A 20,296-nucleotide genomic window follows, 5' to 3' on the forward strand; every position below is an offset into this window, starting at 1 on the left:
TTCTTGCCTAGGCTATTGACAAACTGTACAGCCGGGACTATGATATAACTACTTTAACGGAAAGAAAAGAGGAGTTTTCAATGGCAAAAGTAAATGTGGATTGGAATAACCTGGGTTTCGCGTATCAGCCAATCTCCCAGCGTTACGTCGCAAACTTCAAAGACGGCAAGTGGGGCGAAGGTCATCTGACGGATGACGCCAACGTCACGATCAATGAGTGCGCCGGCATCCTGCAGTACTGCCAGGAAGTCTTCGAGGGCCTCAAGGCCTACAAGACGAAGGACGGCCGCGTCGTCACGTTCCGTCCGGACATGAACGCAAAGCGCATGATCGACTCGGCTAAGCGCCTCGAGATGCCGCCAGTCTCGGAGGAGATGTTCCTCGAGGCTGTCGATCAGGTTGTTGCAGCCAACAAGGATTGGATTCCTCCTTTCGAGTCGGGCGGTGCCCTCTACCTGCGCCCGTACCTCTTTGCCACGGGCCCGGTCATCGGTGTCAAGCCGTCTGACGAATATCAGTTCCGTCTCTTCGGCACGCCGGTCGGCTCCTACTTCAAGAACGGCGTGAAGCCGATCACGATCTGCGTCAGTGACTATGACCGCGCTGCCCCGCACGGTACAGGCAACATCAAGGCCGGCCTGAACTACGCGATGAGCCTCTATCCGTACATCCTCGCACACCAGAAGGGCTTCGACGAGAACATGTACCTCGATGCTGCTACGCGCACGTACGTCGAGGAGACGGGCGGTGCAAACTTCCTGTTCGTCACGAAGGACGGCAAGCTCGTCACGCCGAAATCCGACAGCATCCTGCCGTCGATCACGCGCCGTTCGCTCGTCACGATTGCCGAGCATCTCGGCTACACGGTCGAGCATCGTCCGGTCAAGTTCACGGAGCTCAAGGACTTCGCCGAGGCTGGCCTCTGCGGCACGGCTGCCGTCATCTGCCCGGTCGGCAAGGTTGTCGGCAACGGCGAGACGATCGAGTTCCCGAGCGGCATGAAGGAAATGGGCCCTGTCCTCACGAAACTCTACAACACGCTGCGTGGTATCCAGCTCGGCACGGTCGAAGCACCGGAAGAGGGATGGATCCGCGAGATCAAGTAAGCAAAACAGGAATATCCTGTTCACGGCTCGGCTGCCCTTTGGCAGCCGGGCTTTTTGCTTTCCCTTGGCAGCGGCGTATACAGGAGGGATTCAGGAAGCCTTCAGGACTTAGGAGTAAAATTTTTTGACAGTCACAAGGATTTCCTGTATCATGGCGAGAATAGCTTTATATATAATACGATAAATATCGGATTCATCTTGATCCACATACATTTAGGAGTTTTGCTTATGCCATTTGAGCTGCCATATCCACTACAATTCCACGGTATCATCTCGACAATCGGGCCGATGGACATCCTCGACATCCTGATCGTGGCCGTCATCCTCTATAAGGTCTACGTCATGCTGCAGGACACGCGCGCCATCACGCTCGTCAAGGGCATCCTCGTGCTCTTGGGCGTGACGATGGTCTGCAGCTGGCTTGAACTGCACGTCATCTCCTGGCTCTTGCAGAAAGCGGTGACGCTGCTCTTCGTCGCCCTGCCGATTGTCTTCCAGCCAGAGCTGCGGCGCGCGCTCGAGCACCTCGGCCAGGGCAAGTTCCTCGGCCCGTCGGTGCTTTTAGACGACGAGGAAGCGCAGTCTGTCGTGCGCGAGCTCGCCAAGGCCGTCAAGGTCATGTCGGCCAACAAGACGGGTGCGCTCATCGTCATTGAGCGCAACATGGGCCTCAACGACATCAGCGCGACGGGCATCCAGATCGACGGCCTCATCACCGCAGACTTCCTGCTCAATGTATTCATCCCGAACACGCCGCTGCACGACGGCGCAGCCATCGTGCGCGGCAAACGCCTCATTGCGGCCGGCTGCCTCCTGCCCTTGACGGAGAACCGCTCGCTCTCGACGGAGCTCGGTACACGCCACCGCGCGGCCATCGGCCTCTCGGAGCAGTGCGATGCGCTCGTCGTCGTCGTCAGTGAGGAGACGGGCACAATCTCGGTCGCGGAGAACGGGCGCATGGTCCGCCACCTCGACACGGAGAAGCTCAAGAATATCCTGCGGCCGGCATTCACTTCCCCGCAGAAGGGTCTCAAGGACCTCATCAGGAACTGGAGGAAGAGAAAATGATCTCAAGAATGCGCAATATCGTGCAGCACAATCTGCCGGCCAAGATCCTGGCGCTCGTCATCGCGGTCATCCTCTGGGGCTATGTCATGAACGACCAGAACCCGTCCATCGAGAGCACCTACACCGTGCAACTCGACGTCGTCAACGCGCCGGAGGGCTACAAGATCACGAAGGACGCCGCAAGCGTCAAGCTCCGCGTACGCGGGCCGCGCTCGCTCTTCGTCTCGGCGAGCGAGAACGACTTCAAGGCATACGTCGACCTCTCGAAGGTGGAGGAGGGCAAGCATGCCGTCAAGGTGCAGACCGTCCTGCCGCAGGGCTTCGAGCTCGTCGAGGCCAAGCCGGATACGGTGACCTTCACGCTCGACCGCATCGTGCAGAAGAAGATGAAGGCGGAGTTCATCGTGACGGGCTCGACAGCGCCGGGCACGACGGTGGCGCACATCGAGCCGTCCGTGGAGACGGTCACGATTGAGGGCGCTGCCTCGGACATCAAGGAAGTCACGCGCGTCATCGGCTACGTCGGCCTCGCGGGCAATGGCGATGACTTCAGCCTCAAGGTGCCGCTGACGGCCATCAATGCGGACGGCCGCGAAGTCGCTGGCGTCACCGTCAAGCCAGCCTCGGCTGAGGTCAGCGTGCAGCTCGCGCGCGGCCTCATGAAGAAGATCGTCACCGTCAAGCCGGTCCTCGGCGACGGCCTTGCCAGTGGCTATGAGGTCAGCTCCGTCAAGACCGACCCCGTGAAGATCGAGGTCGCCGGCCCGGAGAACATCTTGTCGAAGCTCACGAGCATCGAGACGCAGAAGATCTCGCTCGACGGCCTGACGAAGACGACGGATGAGAATGTCCAGCTCGCGCCGCCCGACGGTGTCACCGTGACGAACAACAGCGTGACGGTCCACATCGAGATCAAGGCCAAGAAGAAGGCGGCGTCCGGCACGGCCAGCCCGTGAGAAATGAATCCGCAAGACTACCCGATACCATAAACCGATAGGAGGACTGCAATGATCCGCATCCGCAATCTGGCTGTGCCGTTCACAGAACGGACCAGCCTCGAAGATCTTGCAGCCAAGCGCCTCATGTTACCACCTCAGCAGATCGCTGGGGTGGTAATTGTGCGTAAGGCTGTCGACGCGCGCCGCTACCACGGTGCGCCCATCCAATTCGTCTACATCCTCGACGTCAAGCTCGAGGGGAAGGTCGAGAAGAAGGTGCTGCAGAAGCTGCGCCGCGACCGCAATGTCGAAGAGGCCCCTGTGCCGCAGGCACCGGCACCCATTCCTGCGCCGCACCTCGAGAGGCGGCCCGTCGTCGTCGGCTTCGGCCCGGCGGGCATGTTCGCTGCGCTGACGCTCGCGCGCCACGGCTGCGAGCCGCTCGTGCTCGAGCGCGGCAACGACGTCGACACGCGCCATGAGGACATCGAGCGCTTCTGGCGGGGCGGCGCCCTCAACCCGCAGTCGAACGTGCAGTTCGGCGAGGGCGGTGCCGGCACGTTCTCGGACGGCAAGCTCACGACGCGCATCAACGATGCGCACATGAAGGACGTCATCGAGGCGTTTGTCGCGGCGGGCGCGCCCGAGGAGATCCGCTATCTGCACAAGCCGCACATCGGCACGGACATCCTGCGCGAGGTCGTGCGCAACATCCGCAAGGAGATCATACGCCTCGGCGGCACGGTGCGCTTCGGCGCGCAGGTCACGGACGTCGAGCTCGGCGAAGAGGGCGTCGAGGCCGTCATCGTCAACGACGAGGAGCGCATCGAAGCCGATGTCGTATTCTTCGGCATCGGCCACTCGGCGCGTGACACCTACCGCATGCTCCTCAGCCGCGGCGTCGCGATGGGGGCCAAGCCCTTCGCGATGGGCGTGCGCATCGAGCACCCGCAGGAGTTCATCGACCGCGCGCAGTACGGCGAGGACGCGGGCCATCCGCTGCTGCCCGTCGCTGACTACGCGCTGACCTACAAGGACCCCGCGACGGGGCGCGGTGCCTACTCCTTCTGCATGTGCCCGGGCGGCTATGTCGTCGCCGCGGCCTCGGAGAAGGAGCGCGTCGTCACGAACGGCATGAGCAACTACCGCCGCGACTCGGGCATCGCCAACAGCGCGCTCTTGGTGCAGGTCGCGCCTGCGGACTTCGGGCAGGAAGTCCTCTCGGGCATGGCCCTGCAGCAGGAGCTCGAGGGGCTGGCCTTTGCGCTTGGCGGCCGGGATTACTTCGCGCCCGTGCAGACTGTCGGCGACTTCCTCGCGGGCAGGAGCGGCTCGACGGACTTCTTGACGAAGCCGACGTATGCGCCGGGTGTCAGGGCAGCCGACCTGCACCGTTGCCTGCCGGACTTCATCACGAAGACGCTTACAGGCGCCCTGCCGTACTTTGACCGCAAGATCCCGGGCTTTGCCGACGCCGGTGCCGTCATGACGGGCGTTGAGACGCGCTCGTCGGCGCCGTGCCGCATCCGCCGCGACCGCGAAACGTTTGTCGCTGAGGCGACGCCGGGACTCTATCCGATGGGCGAGGGTGCGGGCTATGCGGGCGGCATCATGAGCGCTGCCGTCGATGGCATGAAAGCGGCACTTGCATTCCTGCACCAAAATGTGCAATACTAATAAGGATATCAAACCTTTAAGACGCGAAAACGCATCTGAGTATCAGGGGGAAAGAAATATGGCAAGATTATTCGGTACGGACGGTGTCCGTGGAGAGGCAAACGTCACGCTGCTGCCGGAGATGGCATACCGTCTCGGCCGCGCCGCTACGATCTACTTCGGCAAAGAGTCGGAAGAGCAGCCGCTCATCATCATCGGCCGCGATACGCGCATCTCGGGCGAGATGTTCGAGTCGGCGCTGACGGCCGGCATCTGCTCGGCGGGCGGCCGCGCGATGCTCGCCGGCATCATCCCGACGCCGGCCATCGCGTACCTCGCGCGCAAGCACAAGGCTAAGGCCGGCATCGTCATCTCGGCCTCGCACAATCCGTTCCACGACAACGGCATCAAGTTCTTCGGCGGCGACGGCTACAAGCTGCCGGATTCCGTCGAGGATGAGCTCGAGGCCATCGTGCATCAGCTCGAGACGGACGACAACTACCCGCGCCCGACGGCAGAGCACATCGGCCACATCGAGTACCGCACGGACCTCCTGAATCAGTACATGGAGTTCGTGATCTCGACGTGCAAGGAGCGCTTCGAGGGCGTCAAGGTCGTGCTCGACTGCGCGAATGGCGCCGCCTATGAGGCGATGCCGAAGATCCTGCGCCACCTCGGCGCCACGGTTAAGGTCATTCACGCGCTGCCGAACGGCACGAACATCAACGACGGCTGCGGCTCGACGCACCTCGAGTCCCTGCAGAAGGCCGTCCTCGAGAACGGCGCGGACTTCGGCATCGCGCACGACGGCGATGCGGACCGCTGCCTCTGCGTCGACGAGAAAGGCCAGATCATCGACGGCGACCACATCCTCGTCATGTGCGCGATGGACATGATGAAGGATGGCAAGCTGCCCTACAACACAGTCGTCACGACGGTCATGGCAAACATCGGCTTCCATCAGGCCATCAAGAAGGCCGGCGGCCGCGCCGAGATCACGAAGGTCGGCGACCGCTACGTCCTCGAGAACATGCTCAAGAACGGCTACAAGATCGGCGGCGAGCAGTCCGGCCACATCATCTTCACCGACTTCAGCACGACGGGCGACGGCCTCATCACGGCCCTGCAGGTGCTCTCTTCGCTCAAGCGCAGCGGCCGCAAGGCATCCGACCTCACGGCGCTGATGACGACGTACCCGCAGCTGCTCGTCAACGTCAAGGTTGCGACGAAAGAGGGCTGGGAGACGAATGAGGCCATCAAGAAGGCCATCGCCGCAGGCGACGAGGAGCTCGGCGAGAACGGCCGCATCCTCGTGCGCCCGTCCGGCACGGAGCCTCTGATCCGCGTCATGGCAGAAGGCCCTGACCAGGAGCAGCTCGACCGCATCTGCCACGCCATCGCCGACATCGTCAAGAAGGAACAGGGCTGATGAAGCAGGCAATCGTGCTCACGAGCTTCGGCGCGATGGGCGATGATTCGCGCAAGCTCTGTCTCGACGCGCTCGAGGCGGATTTTCGTGCGGAGTTCCCCGGAGCCGTCATCGTGCAGGCCTTCACCTCGAAGTTCATCCGCGCGGCACTCGAGAAGCGCGGCCTCCACCGCGATTCCCTCGAAGAAGCCCTGGAGCGCCTTGCGAAAGAGGATGTCACGCACGTGCTCGTGCAGCCGACGTACATGACGCCTGGCGAAGAGTACGAGAAGAAGGTGCTCGATGTCGTGCCGGTTTACACCGCGCGCTACGAGGCGCTCACCGTCGGCGAGCCGGCCTTCTTCGAAGAGGCGGATTACATGCGGAATCTCATCGCGCTCTGCCGCAGCATCTTCGTGCCGCGCGATGCGGAGCTCGTGCTCCTCGGCCACGGTTCGCCGCACCGCCACAATCCCGTCTACGAGCGGTTGCAGGCCGAGATTGATGCGCAGCAATTGCCCATCCACGTCGGCGTGCTCGAGTCGACGGACACGCCCGACTTCCCGATGGTGCTCAAGCGCCTGCAGAAGAGACAGGTGCGCGAAGTCCTGCTCGCACCGCTCTTACTGACGAGCGGCATGCACGTAGCGCGCGATATGGCAGGTGAGGGGGAAGCTTCCTGGAAGGCGCGCCTTGAAAAGGCAGGCTTCTCGGTCACTCCAATCCTCGAAGGGCTCGGCGAATCGCCGCTCTTCCGCCAGATTTACATCGAGAAGGCACGAAAGGCGCTGCGCACAGAGTGATAGCAGGATGCCTCTGCTTATCGAGAATAACGAGTCCAAGGCGGCTCCTGTCCAGATCACCTGGATGGGGGCTGCCTTTTTTTGAACCAGTCTCACTGCATCGCTGTGAAACGCCAGTTGACAGTGATTCTCTGAGACGTTACCATGAAAATAAGAAGATATTTGCTTTTGTAGTTATGTTAGAAAGGATTGGTTGTCATGTTAGGAGGATATTTGCGATGAAGAACGGGATTTTTTTTGGTATCGGAGTCGGGCCCGGTGATCCGGAGCTCCTGACCGTCAAGGCCATCCACGCCATACGGCAGGCGGATGTGCTGATTGCGCCGAAGACAGAGAAGAAGGACGGCAGTGTCGCGCTGTCAATCGCGCGGCCGTACCTCAAGCCGGATGTAGAGATCGTCTATCAGGTCTTCCCGATGGTCCGCGACTTCGCGGCGGACACATCGGCCTGGCAGGAGAACAAGGAGGAGATCCTCGCGCTCCTCAGGCAGGGCAGGAACGTCGCCTTCCTGACGCTCGGCGATCCGATGTTCTTCAGCACCTACATCTACATCTACCGGCTGCTGCAGCACGAGGATATCGCGATTGAGACGATTCCCGGCGTGCCGGCCTTTGCCGCCATCGCGAGCAAGAGCGGCCGCCCGATTGTCGAGGGCGATGACATCCTGACGATCATCCCCGCGACAGCTCCGCCAGAAAAGATCCAGCAGGCCATGCAGGTCTCCGACAACGTCGTCCTGATGAAGGTCTACAAGAACTTCCCCGCCATCGTGGACCAGCTCAAGGAACACGACATGCTGCGCCATGCGGTGCTCGTGAGCCGCGCGGGCCTCGACGGCGAGTGCGTCATCGATGACCTCGAAGCGCAGCGAGGGAAGAAGCTCAATTACCTCTCGACCATCTTGACACGCCGGGCAGAAGTGGGCGCGGAGGAGAAGGGGAGCGGTGCGCGATGAGACGATTGCTTTTGGGCGCCTTGCTGGGCCTTTTCCTGCTCGGCTCGCTCGCGCTTTCAGGCTGCGGCAGCACACAGCAGGCAGCCTCTTCAAGTGACGCGCCGTTTGCCACGATCCACGATGCGCTGGGCCGCGATGTCGAGCTCGCGAAGAAGCCGTCGCGCATCGTCGTGACCTCGGCGTCCTTCCTCGAGCCGCTGCACGAAGTCGGCGGCGATGTCGTCGGCCGGCCCGACTCGAAGACGAAGATGCCGGCATATGCCAAGGATAAGGCGAGCGTCGGCAAGGTCTACCAGATCGACCTCGAGAAGGTCCTCGCCTGCGAGCCGGACCTCGTCATCCTCAACAAGGGCATGAACGAGAAGCTCGTCTCGCCCCTGGAGCAGAACGGCATCAAGACGCTCGTGCTCGACATGAAGAGCTATGACGATGTCAAGGCGGAGGTCCGCGCACTCGCTATGGTCACGGGCGAGCGCGAGAAGGGCGAAGAGCTGATCGCCTCGATGGATGAGAGAATCGCGGACGTGCGCGCGAAGATTCCGCAGGAGGCGCGCCGCGTCTCCATCATCCACAGCACGAACCAGGGCCTGACGGTGCAGCTCGACGGCAGCATCGCAGGCTGTACGGCAAATCTGCTCGGCTGGCAGAACGTCGCCTCGGGCACGGCGCCGCTCGAGAAGAACCCCGACGCCGCGCCCTACAGCCTCGAGACGCTCGTCCTGCAGGACCCGGAGGCCATCTTCATCACGAGCATGGGCGACGTGGCGGAGGCGAAAGCTGGCATGGACAGCCTCATGCAGGACAGTCCTGCATGGCAGACGATCGCCGCCGTCCGCGAGGGCCGCGTCTACTACCTGCCGCAGGACCTCTTCCTGCTGAGCCCGGGCATCCATTACCCGGAGGCCGTGGCGTCGATGGCGAAGTGCCTCTACCCGGAGGCGTTTGAATGATGCGGGGCGCATCGAGTGGGCGGCTCGCGGCCGTCTTCCTGATCTTCCTCGTGCTGGCCGCCTCAGGCGTTCTCGTCAGCCTGATGATGGGCTCCGTCGCCATCGCGCCGCAGGAGGCCGCCGCCATTCTCATGGGCGCTGATGGCAGTACACACGCGCAGATCCTCTGGAATATCCGGCTGCCGCGCACGCTCGTGGCAGCGCTCGTCGGCATCGACCTCGCGCTCTCGGGCGCCATCCTGCAGGCCATCATGAAGAACCCGCTGGCCGACCCGCACATCATCGGCATCTCGTCGGGCGCGGGGCTCATGGGTATCCTCGTCCTGCTGCTCTTCCCCGAGCACAGCGCGCTCATCACGCCGGCGGCCTTTGTCGGTGCGATGGGAGCGGCGGTGCTCATCTACCTGCTCGCCTGGAAGAACGGCATCCAGCCCATCCGCATCATCCTTGCGGGCGTGGCTGTCTCCGCCTTCCTCGGCTCGGGCATCTCGGCTTTGATGATCCTCTACAGCGACCGCGTGCACAACGCGCTCATGTGGATGGTCGGCGGCCTCTCGGCGCGCAGCTGGCCGCATGTGGCGATGCTCTGGCCTTACACGCTCGTGGGCTTCGCGCTCGCCGTGCTCGCCGCGCGCCACCTCAATGTGCTGCAGCTCGGCGATGCGATGGCAAGGAGCCTCGGTATGCGCGTCGAGCTCACGCGCCTCCTGCTGACGGCCGTCGCGGCCATCCTTGCGGCAAGTGCCGTCTCCGTCGTTGGACTACTCGGCTTTGTCGGCCTCATCGTGCCGCACATGGCGCGGCTGCTCGTCGGCTCGGACCACCGCATCCTCTTGCCTGCCTCGGCACTTTTGGGCGCGGCCGTCCTGCTCTACAGCGACACGTTCGCGCGCGTGGCCTTCGCGCCCGTCGAGCTGCCCGTCGGCATCATCATGGCCGCGCTTGGCGCGCCGTTCTTCCTGTTCCTGCTTAGGAGGCAATTATGACGACGATATTATCGGCAGAGCATCTCGCGTATGCGGCCGGGCATACGCCCATCCTCGAAGATGTCGCGCTCGATGTCGCGCGCGGCCAGCGGCTGGCCATCATCGGGCCGAACGGCGCGGGCAAGTCGACGCTCTTGCGCCTGCTGGCAGGGCTTGCGCGGCCAAGCGGCGGCGCGGTGCAGCTCGAAGGATGCGATATACGCCGCATCGGCCGTCAGGCGCTCGCGCGCCGGCTCGCCGTGCTGCCGCAGGGCGTCGAGGCTCCAGCCGACACGACGGTGCGCCGCCTCGTCGGCTACGGCCGCTTTCCTTACCGCTCGCACCTGCGCGCGGAAGACCCCGTAAAAGACCGTGAGGCCGTCGATTGGGCCATGCAGGTCACGCATGTCGAGGCCCTGCAGGACCGCCAGGTACAGTCGCTTTCGGGCGGCGAGCGCCAGCGCGCCTTTCTGGCCATGGTGCTCGCGCAGCAGCCCGAGGTCCTGCTGCTCGACGAGCCGACGACGTACCTCGACATGGCCCATCAGCTCGAGGTCATGCAGATCATCACCGCGGTCAACCGCCAGTACGGCGTGACTATCGTCATGGTCCTGCACGACATCAACCACGCCCTGCAGTACGCCGACGCTGTCGCTGTGCTGCAGGGCCGCCGCATCGCCCGGCAGGGCAGGCCCGAGGACGTCATCTCTGCCAAGCTGCTCGCTGATGTCTTCGGCGTCGAGGCCGACGCCTTCACGGACCGAGAGGGCAGGACCGTGTATCTGCCAGCTGCCCTGACCAGGCGATGAACCCGCAAACAGAACGATCGTCGGACGGTCCGATGGATTCTCCCGACTGTCCGACGATCGTCACCCCGACCATAGGCAATGGTCGGGGGCTTTTTTTAGTTGCTAGTGAAAATATTTTTCAAAATGCGTCTATCCGTCTTGACAGATGATATTGAGATAAGTTATCATAATCCATGTAAGAAATAATCTCATTATCAAGATACCTTTGGGAGGCGTTTGATTTGACACTCAAAGACGGTAAGACCGGCATGGTGCTGAAGATCGTCAAGATCCACGAATCGGACCTGAAGCAGCGCATGATGACGATGGGGCTGATCCCCGGCACGAAGGTCACAGTCCTGCGCTCCGCACCGCTCGGCGACCCGATTGCCATCGGCGTGCGTTCGTACAACCTCGCTCTGCGCAAGGCAGATGCCGAGAGGATCGAGGTCCAGCAGGTCAGCTGACCACGGGAACGGTACAAAGCAGCAAGGCAGATGCTCATCCATGCGAGTGGGCGGGCAGAAGCAGCGAAAGGAGACGTATTTTCATCTATGTCAACATTAGCAGTAGCATTGACCGGCAATCCGAATACCGGTAAATCCACTATCTTCAATGAACTCACGGGCGCGCGCCAGAAAATCGGCAACTGGCCGGGCGTCACGGTCGACAAGAAAGTCGGCTACACGCGCTACAAGGACCGCGCCATCTCGATCGTCGACCTGCCGGGCACTTACAGCGTCAACGCGCGCAGCCCGGAGGAGAAGATCGTCATCGACTACCTCATGAACAACAAGCTCGACCTCGTCATGGACGTCGTCGACAGCTCGAACATCGAGCGCAACCTCTTCCTGACGGTCCAGCTTTTAGAGCAGGGCATCCCGCTTCTCATCGACCTCAACATGCAGGACGATGCAGCGCGCCGCGGCATCAAGATCGATACGAAGAAGCTCGAAGAGGCCATCGGCATGCCGGTCGTCGAGACGGTCGGCCGCAGCAGCAAGAGCACGAAGAAATTGCTCGACGTCTTCACGAGCACGGTCATGTCCAAGTACCATGTGAGCCCGCAGGTGCAGGAGCACATCGACAAAGTCCAGGCCATCCAGGCGAGCAGCCGGTCGGAGAACGAGAAGGAAGAGGCCATCATCGAGGCGCGCTATGCGCTGATCGACAAGATCATGGCGCAGGCCGTCGACACGGGAAATGTCGGCCAGTCGATGTCCGAGAAGATCGACCACTTCCTCGCCAACGGCGTGCTTGCGCTGCCAATCTTCCTCCTGATCCTCTACGCCGTCTTCCAGATCACGTTCACCTGGATCGGCCAGCCGATCGCGGACTTCCTCGACGATGCGATCAACACGCAGTTCGTCGGATTCATGGAGGAGTTCCTGACGGATGCCGGCGTGGCCGACTGGATGGTCTCGCTCGTCTGTGACGGCATCATCTCGGGCGTCGGCGCGGTGCTGACGTTCGTGCCACTGATCTTCGTGCTGTTCTTCTGCCTGTCCTTCCTCGACGGCACGGGCTACATGGCCCGCATCGCCTTCATCATGGACCCGATCATGCGCCGCTGCGGCCTGACGGGCAAGGGCGTCATGCCGCTGATGATGGGCTTCGGCTGCGGCGTGCCGGCCATCATGGGCGCGCGCGCACTCGACTCGGAGAAGGACCGCATGGTCTCCATCCTCGTCACGCCGTTCCTCACGTGCGGCGCGAAGCTGCCGATCATGGCGCTCTTCGCCGCGATGTTCTTCCCCGACAATGCCGCCAACGTCGTCTTCGCGATGTACGTCATCGGCATGGTCATGGCCATCGTCGTCGCTAAAGGCCTCGGCTCGACCGTCTTCAAGTCGAAGGGCTCGACCTTCCTCTTAGAGCTGCCGCCGTACCGCATGCCGGACATGAAGACGGTCCTCCTCGAGACTTGGGACAAGGGCAAGGGGTACCTCATCAAGGCCGGTACCATCATCTTTGCCGCATCCGTCCTGCTCTGGGTCATGACGAACTACAACTTCAGCGGTCCGGCTGAGATCGAGGATTCCATCCTCGCGACAATCGGCGGCTGGATGTCGCACCTCTTCGTCTTCCAGGGCTTCGACACCTGGGAGGCTGGCGCAGCCGTTCTCTCGGGCATCATGGCGAAGGAGACGGTCGTCGCGACGATCGGCATCCTCTACGGTGCCGGCGATGTCTCGACGGAGGCAGAGGATGCCGCTGATACGGCGTCCACGATGATGCAGACGGGCATGGCCACGGCCTTCACGAGCCTCTCGGCCTTCTCGTTCATGGTCTTCTCGCAGCTCTACACGCCGTGCGTCACGGCGCTCGGCACGATCAAGAAAGAGGCCGGCGGCTGGAAGTGGGTCGCGTTCTCCGCGTTCTACATGTTCGCGATCGCCTGGCTCGTCTCACTGCTCGTCTACCAGATCGGCGCCATGCTCGGCTTTGCCTGAGCCGTGAACTGCATCAGCATCCATCTGAAAGACTGAAAGACTGAGATGCTGACAGCCTGGCAGGGCTTGCATCTGCCAGGTGGATGTGGTATCTTGAAATCTTGAAACGGAGGGATCATTATGGCAACCTTTATCGTCGGCGCAATCGTCGCAGTCGGACTCTACTACGCACTGCGCCACGTCTACCGGAATTTCCGCATGGGGCGGGAGGACTGCTGCGGCGGCAACTGCGCGGCCTGCAGCGGCCACTGCACGGGGGGCCGTGCCCTCCCGCACAAGAGCGCCTGACCGATTGATATGAATTGTTCCCCGCATCCTGATACTCATGTTCTAACCAGTAGACAGGAGCGGGGAACTGTGCTATGATAAAAATCAGAGATTTGTCTTTGAGGCGGGGAGCATTTCCCCACCGGCGGTAGAGCCCGCGAGCCCTGATGTTTCGGGGCATGATCCGGTGAGATTCCGGAGCCGACCGTATAGTCGGGATGAGAAAAGGCATGTACGTGTGTTTTGCATGTAAGCGAGCCGTCGGAAGAGAATCTTCCGGCGGCTTTTTTTCTCGTGTCTCATGAGCAGATTCATCAAAGAGAACAGGATTCATAGTTTGAGGTGATGGAAGATGCAGGATGAAGATTTCATGCGTGAGGCGCTGGAGCTCGCGCGCAATGCGGAGGGGCGGACGTCGCCAAACCCGATGGTCGGCGCCGTCATCGTGCGCGGCGGGCGCATCATCGCCGCAGGCTGGCACCGCAAGGCCGGCACGCCGCATGCGGAGGTCCACGCTCTGCGCATGGCAGGGGAGCTCGCGAAGGGCGCGACGCTCTACGTGACGCTCGAGCCGTGCTCGCATTACGGCCGCACGGGCCCTTGTGCCAAGGCGGTGGCCGAGGCCGGCGTGAAGCGCTGCGTCATCGCGATGAAGGACCCGAACCCGCTCGTCTCGGGCCGCGGCATCAAGATCCTCGAAGATGCCGGCGTCGAGGTCGTCTGCGGCGTCCTTGAGGAAGAGGCGCGAAGGCTCAACGAGGCCTTCCTCAAGTGGGTGCCCGAGAAGATGCCTTTCGTCGCGCTCAAGACGGCGATGACGCTCGACGGCAAGATCGCGACGCGCACGGGCGCATCGCAGTGGATCACGAACGAGGCCTCGCGCCGCCGCGTCCACGAGTACCGTGACATCTACGACAGCATCCTCGTCGGCATCGGCACAGTCTTGCACGACGACCCGAGCCTGACGACGCGCCTGCCGGACGGCACGGGCAAGAACCCCGTGCGCATCATCGTCGACAGCCAGGCGCGCACGCCGCTATCGGCAAAGGTCGTGCGGGATGGTCAGGCAAAGACCATCGTGGCCGTGACAGAGCAGGCACCGGAGGCGCGCTGCAAGGCGCTCGAGAAAGCCGGTGTCGAGGTCATCCGGGCGGGCAGCGGCGCGCATGTCGACCTCAAGGCACTCCTGCAGAAGCTCGGTGAGCGCGAGATCTGCTCCGTCTTTGTCGAGGGCGGCGGCAGCGTCAACTTCTCGCTCTTGGAGGCCGGCCTCGTCGACAAGGTCTATGCCTTCATCGCGCCGAAGCTCGTCGGCGGCCGCGAGGCCCTGACGCCCGTCGAGGGCGAGGGCTTCGCCTCGCTCGGGGAATGTGTCGCACTGACGGATGTCCATGTCGAGGAGCTTGCAGGCGACATCCTGCTGACGGCCTACACGAAGCGCTGATTGCGGCAGAGAGGAAGAGTCATGTTTACTGGTATTATAGAAGAAGTCGGCACGGTGCAGCGCCTCGGCGGCGGCTCTATCGCCATCGCGGCGGAGCACGTCCTGGGGGATGCGCATGTCGGCGACAGCATCGCCGTCAATGGCATCTGCCTGACGGTGACGTCGTTTGACCGCCATCACTTCACGGCCGACGTCATGCCTGAGACGGTGCGGCGCACGTCGCTTGCAGAGCTCAAGAAAGGCAGCCCGGTCAACCTCGAGCGGGCGCTCTCGCTCGCCTCGCGCCTCGGCGGCCACATCGTCTCCGGCCACATCGACGGCACGGGCCGCATTGAATCCCTGGAGAAGGAGGACAATGCGCTGCTCCTCAAGGTCGCGGCCGACCCCGCCATCCTGCGCGGCATCGTCGAGAAGGGCTCCGTCGCGCTCGACGGCATCAGCCTGACCGTCGCTACTGTCACGGAGGCGGACTTCACCGTCTCGCTGATTCCGCACACGCGCGAGGTCACGAACCTCCGCGCCAAGAAGGCGGGCAGCCTCCTCAACATCGAGACAGATGTCATCGGCAAGTACGTCGAGAAGATGATGCAGGGAGTCTATAAAGAGGCGGGCGGCAGGGCTGAGCCCGCGAAGAAGGCGCTCACGCGCGCCTTCCTGCTCGAGAATGGCTTCTGAGCAGGAAGCCATCCAAATCAGAGAATCAATAGATCTACCATAAAAGAATTGGAGTGAACTACATGTCGGATTTTGCAACGGTGGAACAGGCCATCGAGGATATCAAGAACGGCAAGATGATCGTCGTCGTCGACGATGAGGACCGCGAGAATGAGGGCGACCTGATCGTCGCCGCCGAGACGGTCACGCCGGAGGACATCAACTTCATGGCGACGTACGCCAAGGGGCTCATCTGCACGCCGATCGACGGAAAGCGCCTCGACGAGCTCAACATCGGCCAGATGGTTGTCAACAACACGGACAACCACGAGACGGCCTTCACTGTCTCAATCGATGCCTACGACACGGAGACGGGCATCTCGGCCTTCGAGCGCTGCCACACGATCAAGAAGTTGCTTGACCCGAAGGCAAAGCCGGCTTCCTTCCGCCGCCCGGGCCATGTCTTCCCACTGCGCTCCGTCGAGGGCGGCGTGCTGCGCCGCGCCGGCCACACGGAGACGACGACGGACCTCGCGCGCCTCGCGGGCTTCTACCCGGCTGGCCTCTGCTGCGAGATCATGGACGATGACGGCCACATGATGCGCACGCCGCGCCTCAAGGAGTTCGCCAAGAAGCACGGCCTCCACATGATCACGGTCCAGTCGCTCATCGAGTACCGCAAGCGCACGGAGAACTTCGTGCATGAGGTCGCCGACGTCGACTTCCCGAGCAAGTACGGCCACTTCCGCATCCACGCCTACGAGAACGAGCTCAACAACAAGTGCGACATCGCCATCGTCAAGGGCGATGTGCGCGGCAAGAAGGATGTGCTCGTGCGCGTCCACTCGGAGTGCCTCACAGGCGATGCGCTCGGCTCCATGCGCTGCGACTGCGGCGAGCAGCTCGCGCTCGCCTTGAAGAAAATCGAGGCAGAGGGCGAGGGCGTCGTGCTCTACATGCGCCAGGAGGGCCGCGGCATCGGCCTCGCCAACAAGATGCGCGCCTACGCGCTGCAGGACAAGGGCCGCGACACGGTCGAGGCCAATGTCGAGCTCGGCTTTGCGCCGGACCTGCGCGACTACGGCATCGGCGCGCAGATCCTCGCGGACCTCGGCCTCACGAGCATCCGCTTGATGACCAACAACCCGGCCAAGCGCGCCGGCCTCGAGGGCTACGGCCTCGAGATCACGGGCCGCGTGCCGCTGCAGGTCCACGCCAACAAGTTCGACAAGCGCTACCTGACGGTCAAGAAAGTCAAGATGGGCCATCTCTTCAGCGACGACACGCTGAAGTGAGGCTTGCGATAGAGTGCGATAGAGTAAGGAGGAAACACACATGGCAAATGTATACGAAGGTTTTGTATCGGGCAAGGGCCTGAAATTCGGCATCGTCGTCGCCCGCTTCAATGAGTTCATCACGAGCAAGCTCTTAGGCGGCGCGCTCGACACGCTGCACCGCCACGAGACGAACGACGCGGACATCGACGTCGCCTGGGTGCCGGGTGCCTTTGAGCTGCCAATCGTCGCCAAGAAGATGGCTGAGTCCGGCAAGTACGACGCCGTCATCTGCATCGGCGCCGTCATCCGCGGTTCGACGACGCATTACGACTACGTCTGCAACGAGGCCTCGAAGGGCATCGCCCAGGTCGGCATGCAGACGGGCGTGCCGACGATCTTCTCGGTCGTGACGACGGAGAACATCGAGCAGGCCATCGAGCGCGCCGGCACGAAGGCGGGCAACAAGGGCGCCGACGGTGCCATGTCCGCCATGGAGATGGCCAACCTGCTCAAGAAACTCGGCTGACCGGCTGCCCGAAAAAGAGAACGAGATGGAGACCGTTGACCAAGCTTGCCATAGGGCAGCCGGGCCAGCGGTCTTGCTGTACCAGCATACCAAGATACGAAAGAGAACAAGAAAGGGGAATCCTTATGAAAATCGGGATCATCAGCGATACACACGGCCACGAGATGGCCTGGGCCCATGCCTGCGAGCGCTTCTTCAAGGGTGCTGACCTCATCCTGCACGCGGGCGACGTGCTCTACCACGGCCCGCGCAATCCGATGAAGGCCGACTACAACCCGGCCAGCCTCGTCGCGCGCATCAATAGCTGCCCCGTCCCGGTCGTCATCGCCAAGGGAAACTGCGACTCTTCCGTCGATGCGAGCTGCATCGAGCTGCCCATCGAGGCGCCGTATGCCTACGTCGTCTGGGAGGGCCTGCGCATCGTCATCACGCACGGCGATGCTGTCATGAGCGATGCGGAGAAGGACGCGATGGCCAAGCACCTCAAGGCCGACCTCTTCATCAGCGGCCACATCCACCAGACTGTCCTCGAGAAGCGCGGCGCGACCGTCTTCCTCAACCCGGGCTCGGCGGCGCTCTCCAAGCGCGCGGACGGACGCAACACGGTCGCCGTGCTCGAAGACGGTACCATCCGCATCTTCGACATCGATACGGGCGACGTGCTCCACGAGCTCGCCCTCTGACTCCCATCCCCAGATTATAGAAAGGAGATTCACACCCATATGAAGGATCATCTTGTCAAAGCGGTGGCGGACGGCGTGCGCGTCTACGCCGCTGTCACCACGGACCTCGTCAATGAGGCCATCCGCCGCCACGGCTGCCACGCCGTCGCTGCTGCCGCACTCGGCCGCACGATGACGGGCGCGCTGCTGCTCGCCGCCAACCTCAAGAACCGCGAGGCGCTGACCATCACGTTCGACGGCCACGGCCCGCTCGGAAAGGTCACGGCCGACGCGACGCCGGAGGGCTTCGTGCGCGGCTACGTCACCAATCCCTACGTCGACCTGCCGCAGAATGCCAAGGGCAAGATCGATGTGGGCGGCGGTGTCGGCACGGACGGCACGGTCACCGTCACGCGCTTCACCGGCCTGCGCAACCCCGTCACGGGCAGCGCGCCGTTGACGGACGGTGAGATCGCCGATGACCTGACGAAGTACCTCTACGTCTCGGAGCAGACGCCGTCGAGCGTCGGCCTCGGCGTCCTCATCGGCCACGCAGGCGAGAAGATGGCCTGCATCGGCGCGGGCGGCTTCATCATCCAGCCGATGCCCGACGCGACGGACGAGACAATCGACAAGCTCGAGGCCAACCTCCGCAAGGTCAACTCCGTCTCGCACATGGTCGAGCACGGCCTCGACGCCAAGGGCATCATCGAGGAACTCCTGCAGGGCTTTGCCGTTGACTACCTGACGACGACCGACCTCGCCTTCCGCTGCCAGTGCTCGAAGGAGCGCATCAGCGAAGTGCTGCTGAGCCTCGGCAAGACAGACCTCGCCTCGCTCATCGAAGACGGTCACGCCGAGGTCTGCTGCCACTTCTGCAACGAGCGCTACGAGTTCAGCAAAGAAGAGTTGCAGGCCATCTACGACAAGGCCATGGCGCAGCGCCAGCAGGCCGACTCGTGATCGCGCGCTTCGCGAGAAATTATGCCTGCTCGTTGCAAAAAGGCGGCGGACATGGTACTATGTAGTGGTGTGCCGAGCCCATCGGCATAATACCCAAAGAAAAGAGATTTTGATTATGTGGAAAAAAGTTTGCGCTGGTATGCTCAGTGCTGCACTCCTGACAGGGGCAGCCGGAACGGTCTTTGCTGCAGAAGCGAATGACGATGTCGTCTCGCTCGTCACGCAGCCGGGTCAGCCGCTCGTCACGACGACGACCAAGACGACGGCAGCAGCTCCCGTGAAGGAGACGGCCGCCAAGGCTGAGGCACCGGCAAAGGTAGAACTTGCAGATAGACTCGTCATCAACCTCGCCGCCCGCTCGATCGCAGCCATCCGCGACAACCAGAAGGTTGCCCTCTATCCGATTGGCCCGGGCAAGGTCTCGACGCCGACGCCGACGGGCTACTACAAGGTCATCGACAAGGAAGTCAACCCGACCTGGACGGATCCGGGCTCTGCAACGTCCATCCCGAGCGGCCCGGACAATCCGCTCGGCTACCGCTGGATCGGCATCGGCGGCAACTACGGCATCCATGGCACGAACCATCCGGACTCCGTCGGCCACTACGTCTCCAACGGCTGCATCCGCATGCATGAGGAAGACGTCGAGAAGATCTACGACATGGTCGAGGTCGGCACGCCGGTCGACATCACCTACAACCGCGTTGTCGTCGAGAAGACGCCGGACGACCAGATTGCGTACTACATCTATCCGGATGGCTACGGCTGGCAGAATGTCACGACGGCTGACGTCAACAAGTGGCTCGCCGGCTACGGCGTAGCGGACTTCGTCACGGATGCCGATGTCGAGCAGAAGATCCAGGCATCGGATGGCAACCCGACGTACATCGCGAAGGTCTATCCGCTCTACGTCAACGGCCAGAAGCTCAAGGGCAAGGCCGTCGTGCAGGATGACATCACGTACCTGCCGGCTGTCGACCTCGCCGAGGCCGCCAAGGTATCGCTCGGCTGGAAGCCGGACGAGAAGGTCCTCGTGAGCTCCTACGGCCAGGCTGTCGGCTACAAGAAGAAGGACACGCTCTACTGCAACGCCGATGACGCTGCTACGCTCTATCACCTCGACGGCGGTCTCAACGCAGGCAAGTTCGAGCTGAAGACGGCCAAGAAGCAGGAAGTCGTGCCGGTCGTCGAGAACGGCAAGTCTGTCGAGAGTGGCGCAGCCAAGACGGATGCAGAAGTCTACGCCGAGGCCACGAAAGAGACGGCCAAGGACGTCAAAGATGCTAAGGCAGCCGTGAAGGACGCCAAGGCAGCAGCCAAAGAAGTCAAGGCTGAAGCAAAAGCAAAATAAGCGGTTCACCGCAAGACCGCAATGATGGATGATTCCGGGACCGGCAAGTGCTGGTCCCGTT

The 20,296-nt window shown here is 62.4% G+C and carries 20 protein-coding genes and 1 riboswitch; all 20 genes read left to right on the forward strand.

Annotated elements, in window-relative coordinates:
• The first annotated feature begins 44 nt into the window (after nt 1-44).
• The 20 genes from T518_RS03760 to T518_RS03850 all read left to right on the forward strand — a co-directional run bounded on the left by T518_RS03760 (nt 45) and on the right by T518_RS03850 (nt 20,235).
• Nucleotides 45-1,106 (forward strand): branched-chain amino acid aminotransferase, encoded by a 1,062-nt coding sequence (locus tag T518_RS03760; protein ID WP_255240820.1) that lies wholly within the window; start codon nt 45-47, stop codon nt 1,104-1,106.
• Between the two features lie 228 nt (nt 1,107-1,334).
• Nucleotides 1,335-2,174 carry a diadenylate cyclase CdaA gene (cdaA, locus tag T518_RS03765; protein ID WP_036375392.1) on the forward strand — a complete coding sequence of 280 codons (840 nt, stop codon included), beginning with the start codon at nt 1,335-1,337 and terminating at the stop codon, nt 2,172-2,174.
• On the forward strand, nt 2,171-3,130 hold the full coding sequence (locus T518_RS03770) for a CdaR family protein (RefSeq protein WP_036375395.1): 960 nt from the start codon (nt 2,171-2,173) through the stop codon (nt 3,128-3,130). The genes cdaA and T518_RS03770 overlap by 4 nt, the downstream gene beginning before the upstream one ends.
• Before the next feature lie 51 nt (nt 3,131-3,181).
• Nucleotides 3,182-4,789 (forward strand): NAD(P)/FAD-dependent oxidoreductase, encoded by a 1,608-nt coding sequence (locus T518_RS03775; protein ID WP_036375398.1) that lies wholly within the window; start codon nt 3,182-3,184, stop codon nt 4,787-4,789.
• Between the two features lie 58 nt (nt 4,790-4,847).
• Complete coding sequence (glmM, locus tag T518_RS03780) at nt 4,848-6,197, forward strand: phosphoglucosamine mutase (protein WP_036375401.1); 1,350 nt, start codon at nt 4,848-4,850, stop codon at nt 6,195-6,197.
• Entirely contained in the window at nt 6,197-6,979 is a 783-nt protein-coding gene (locus T518_RS03785; protein WP_036375404.1) for a sirohydrochlorin cobaltochelatase, read from the forward strand. Before glmM ends, T518_RS03785 begins: the two co-directional genes overlap by 1 nt.
• A 218-nt stretch (nt 6,980-7,197) precedes the next feature.
• Nucleotides 7,198-7,935 carry a precorrin-2 C(20)-methyltransferase gene (cobI, locus tag T518_RS03790; RefSeq protein ID WP_036375406.1) on the forward strand — a complete coding sequence of 246 codons (738 nt, stop codon included), beginning with the start codon at nt 7,198-7,200 and terminating at the stop codon, nt 7,933-7,935.
• The gene (locus tag T518_RS03795; RefSeq protein ID WP_036375409.1) at nt 7,932-8,885 is read left to right on the forward strand and encodes an ABC transporter substrate-binding protein; all 954 of its coding nucleotides are present in this window, start codon (nt 7,932-7,934) and stop codon (nt 8,883-8,885) included. The genes cobI and T518_RS03795 overlap by 4 nt, the downstream gene beginning before the upstream one ends.
• On the forward strand, nt 8,885-9,871 hold the full coding sequence (locus T518_RS03800) for a FecCD family ABC transporter permease (RefSeq protein WP_036375495.1): 987 nt from the start codon (nt 8,885-8,887) through the stop codon (nt 9,869-9,871). Before T518_RS03795 ends, T518_RS03800 begins: the two co-directional genes overlap by 1 nt.
• A complete protein-coding gene (locus T518_RS03805) occupies nt 9,868-10,659 on the forward strand; it encodes an ABC transporter ATP-binding protein (protein ID WP_036375412.1) in 792 nt (263 codons plus the stop codon). Before T518_RS03800 ends, T518_RS03805 begins: the two co-directional genes overlap by 4 nt.
• A gap of 221 nt (nt 10,660-10,880) precedes the next feature.
• Nucleotides 10,881-11,105, forward strand: coding sequence for a FeoA family protein (locus tag T518_RS03810; RefSeq protein ID WP_036375415.1), 225 nt, complete (start codon nt 10,881-10,883; stop codon nt 11,103-11,105).
• An 87-nt stretch (nt 11,106-11,192) separates the two neighbouring features.
• A complete protein-coding gene (gene feoB, locus T518_RS03815; RefSeq protein WP_036375418.1) occupies nt 11,193-13,091 on the forward strand; it encodes a ferrous iron transport protein B in 1,899 nt (632 codons plus the stop codon).
• Between the two features lie 120 nt (nt 13,092-13,211).
• Entirely contained in the window at nt 13,212-13,379 is a 168-nt protein-coding gene (locus tag T518_RS11545; protein ID WP_072003566.1) for a FeoB-associated Cys-rich membrane protein, read from the forward strand.
• 90 nt (nt 13,380-13,469) lie between these two features.
• Nucleotides 13,470-13,592, forward strand: a riboswitch (FMN riboswitch).
• Nucleotides 13,593-13,710: 118 nt separating this feature from the next.
• Nucleotides 13,711-14,802, forward strand: a complete 1,092-nt coding sequence (ribD, locus tag T518_RS03820) for a bifunctional diaminohydroxyphosphoribosylaminopyrimidine deaminase/5-amino-6-(5-phosphoribosylamino)uracil reductase RibD (RefSeq protein ID WP_036375421.1) — start codon at nt 13,711-13,713, stop codon at nt 14,800-14,802.
• A gap of 21 nt (nt 14,803-14,823) precedes the next feature.
• On the forward strand, nt 14,824-15,477 hold the full coding sequence (locus T518_RS03825) for a riboflavin synthase (RefSeq protein ID WP_036375424.1): 654 nt from the start codon (nt 14,824-14,826) through the stop codon (nt 15,475-15,477).
• Between the two features lie 62 nt (nt 15,478-15,539).
• Entirely contained in the window at nt 15,540-16,751 is a 1,212-nt protein-coding gene (locus T518_RS03830) for a bifunctional 3,4-dihydroxy-2-butanone-4-phosphate synthase/GTP cyclohydrolase II (protein ID WP_036375426.1), read from the forward strand.
• Nucleotides 16,752-16,791: 40 nt separating this feature from the next.
• On the forward strand, nt 16,792-17,259 hold the full coding sequence (ribH, locus tag T518_RS03835) for a 6,7-dimethyl-8-ribityllumazine synthase (protein WP_036375429.1): 468 nt from the start codon (nt 16,792-16,794) through the stop codon (nt 17,257-17,259).
• Nucleotides 17,260-17,384: 125 nt separating this feature from the next.
• On the forward strand, nt 17,385-17,942 hold the full coding sequence (gene yfcE, locus T518_RS03840) for a phosphodiesterase (RefSeq protein ID WP_036375432.1): 558 nt from the start codon (nt 17,385-17,387) through the stop codon (nt 17,940-17,942).
• 39 nt (nt 17,943-17,981) lie between these two features.
• Nucleotides 17,982-18,884, forward strand: coding sequence for an Hsp33 family molecular chaperone HslO (gene hslO / locus T518_RS03845; protein WP_036375435.1), 903 nt, complete (start codon nt 17,982-17,984; stop codon nt 18,882-18,884).
• A gap of 139 nt (nt 18,885-19,023) precedes the next feature.
• Nucleotides 19,024-20,235 (forward strand): L,D-transpeptidase, encoded by a 1,212-nt coding sequence (locus T518_RS03850; RefSeq protein ID WP_248617151.1) that lies wholly within the window; start codon nt 19,024-19,026, stop codon nt 20,233-20,235.
• Nucleotides 20,236-20,296 lie beyond the last annotated feature (61 nt).

The sequence above is a fragment of the Mitsuokella jalaludinii DSM 13811 genome, assembly GCF_000702905.1.
GTDB lineage: Bacteria > Bacillota > Negativicutes > Selenomonadales > Selenomonadaceae > Mitsuokella > Mitsuokella jalaludinii.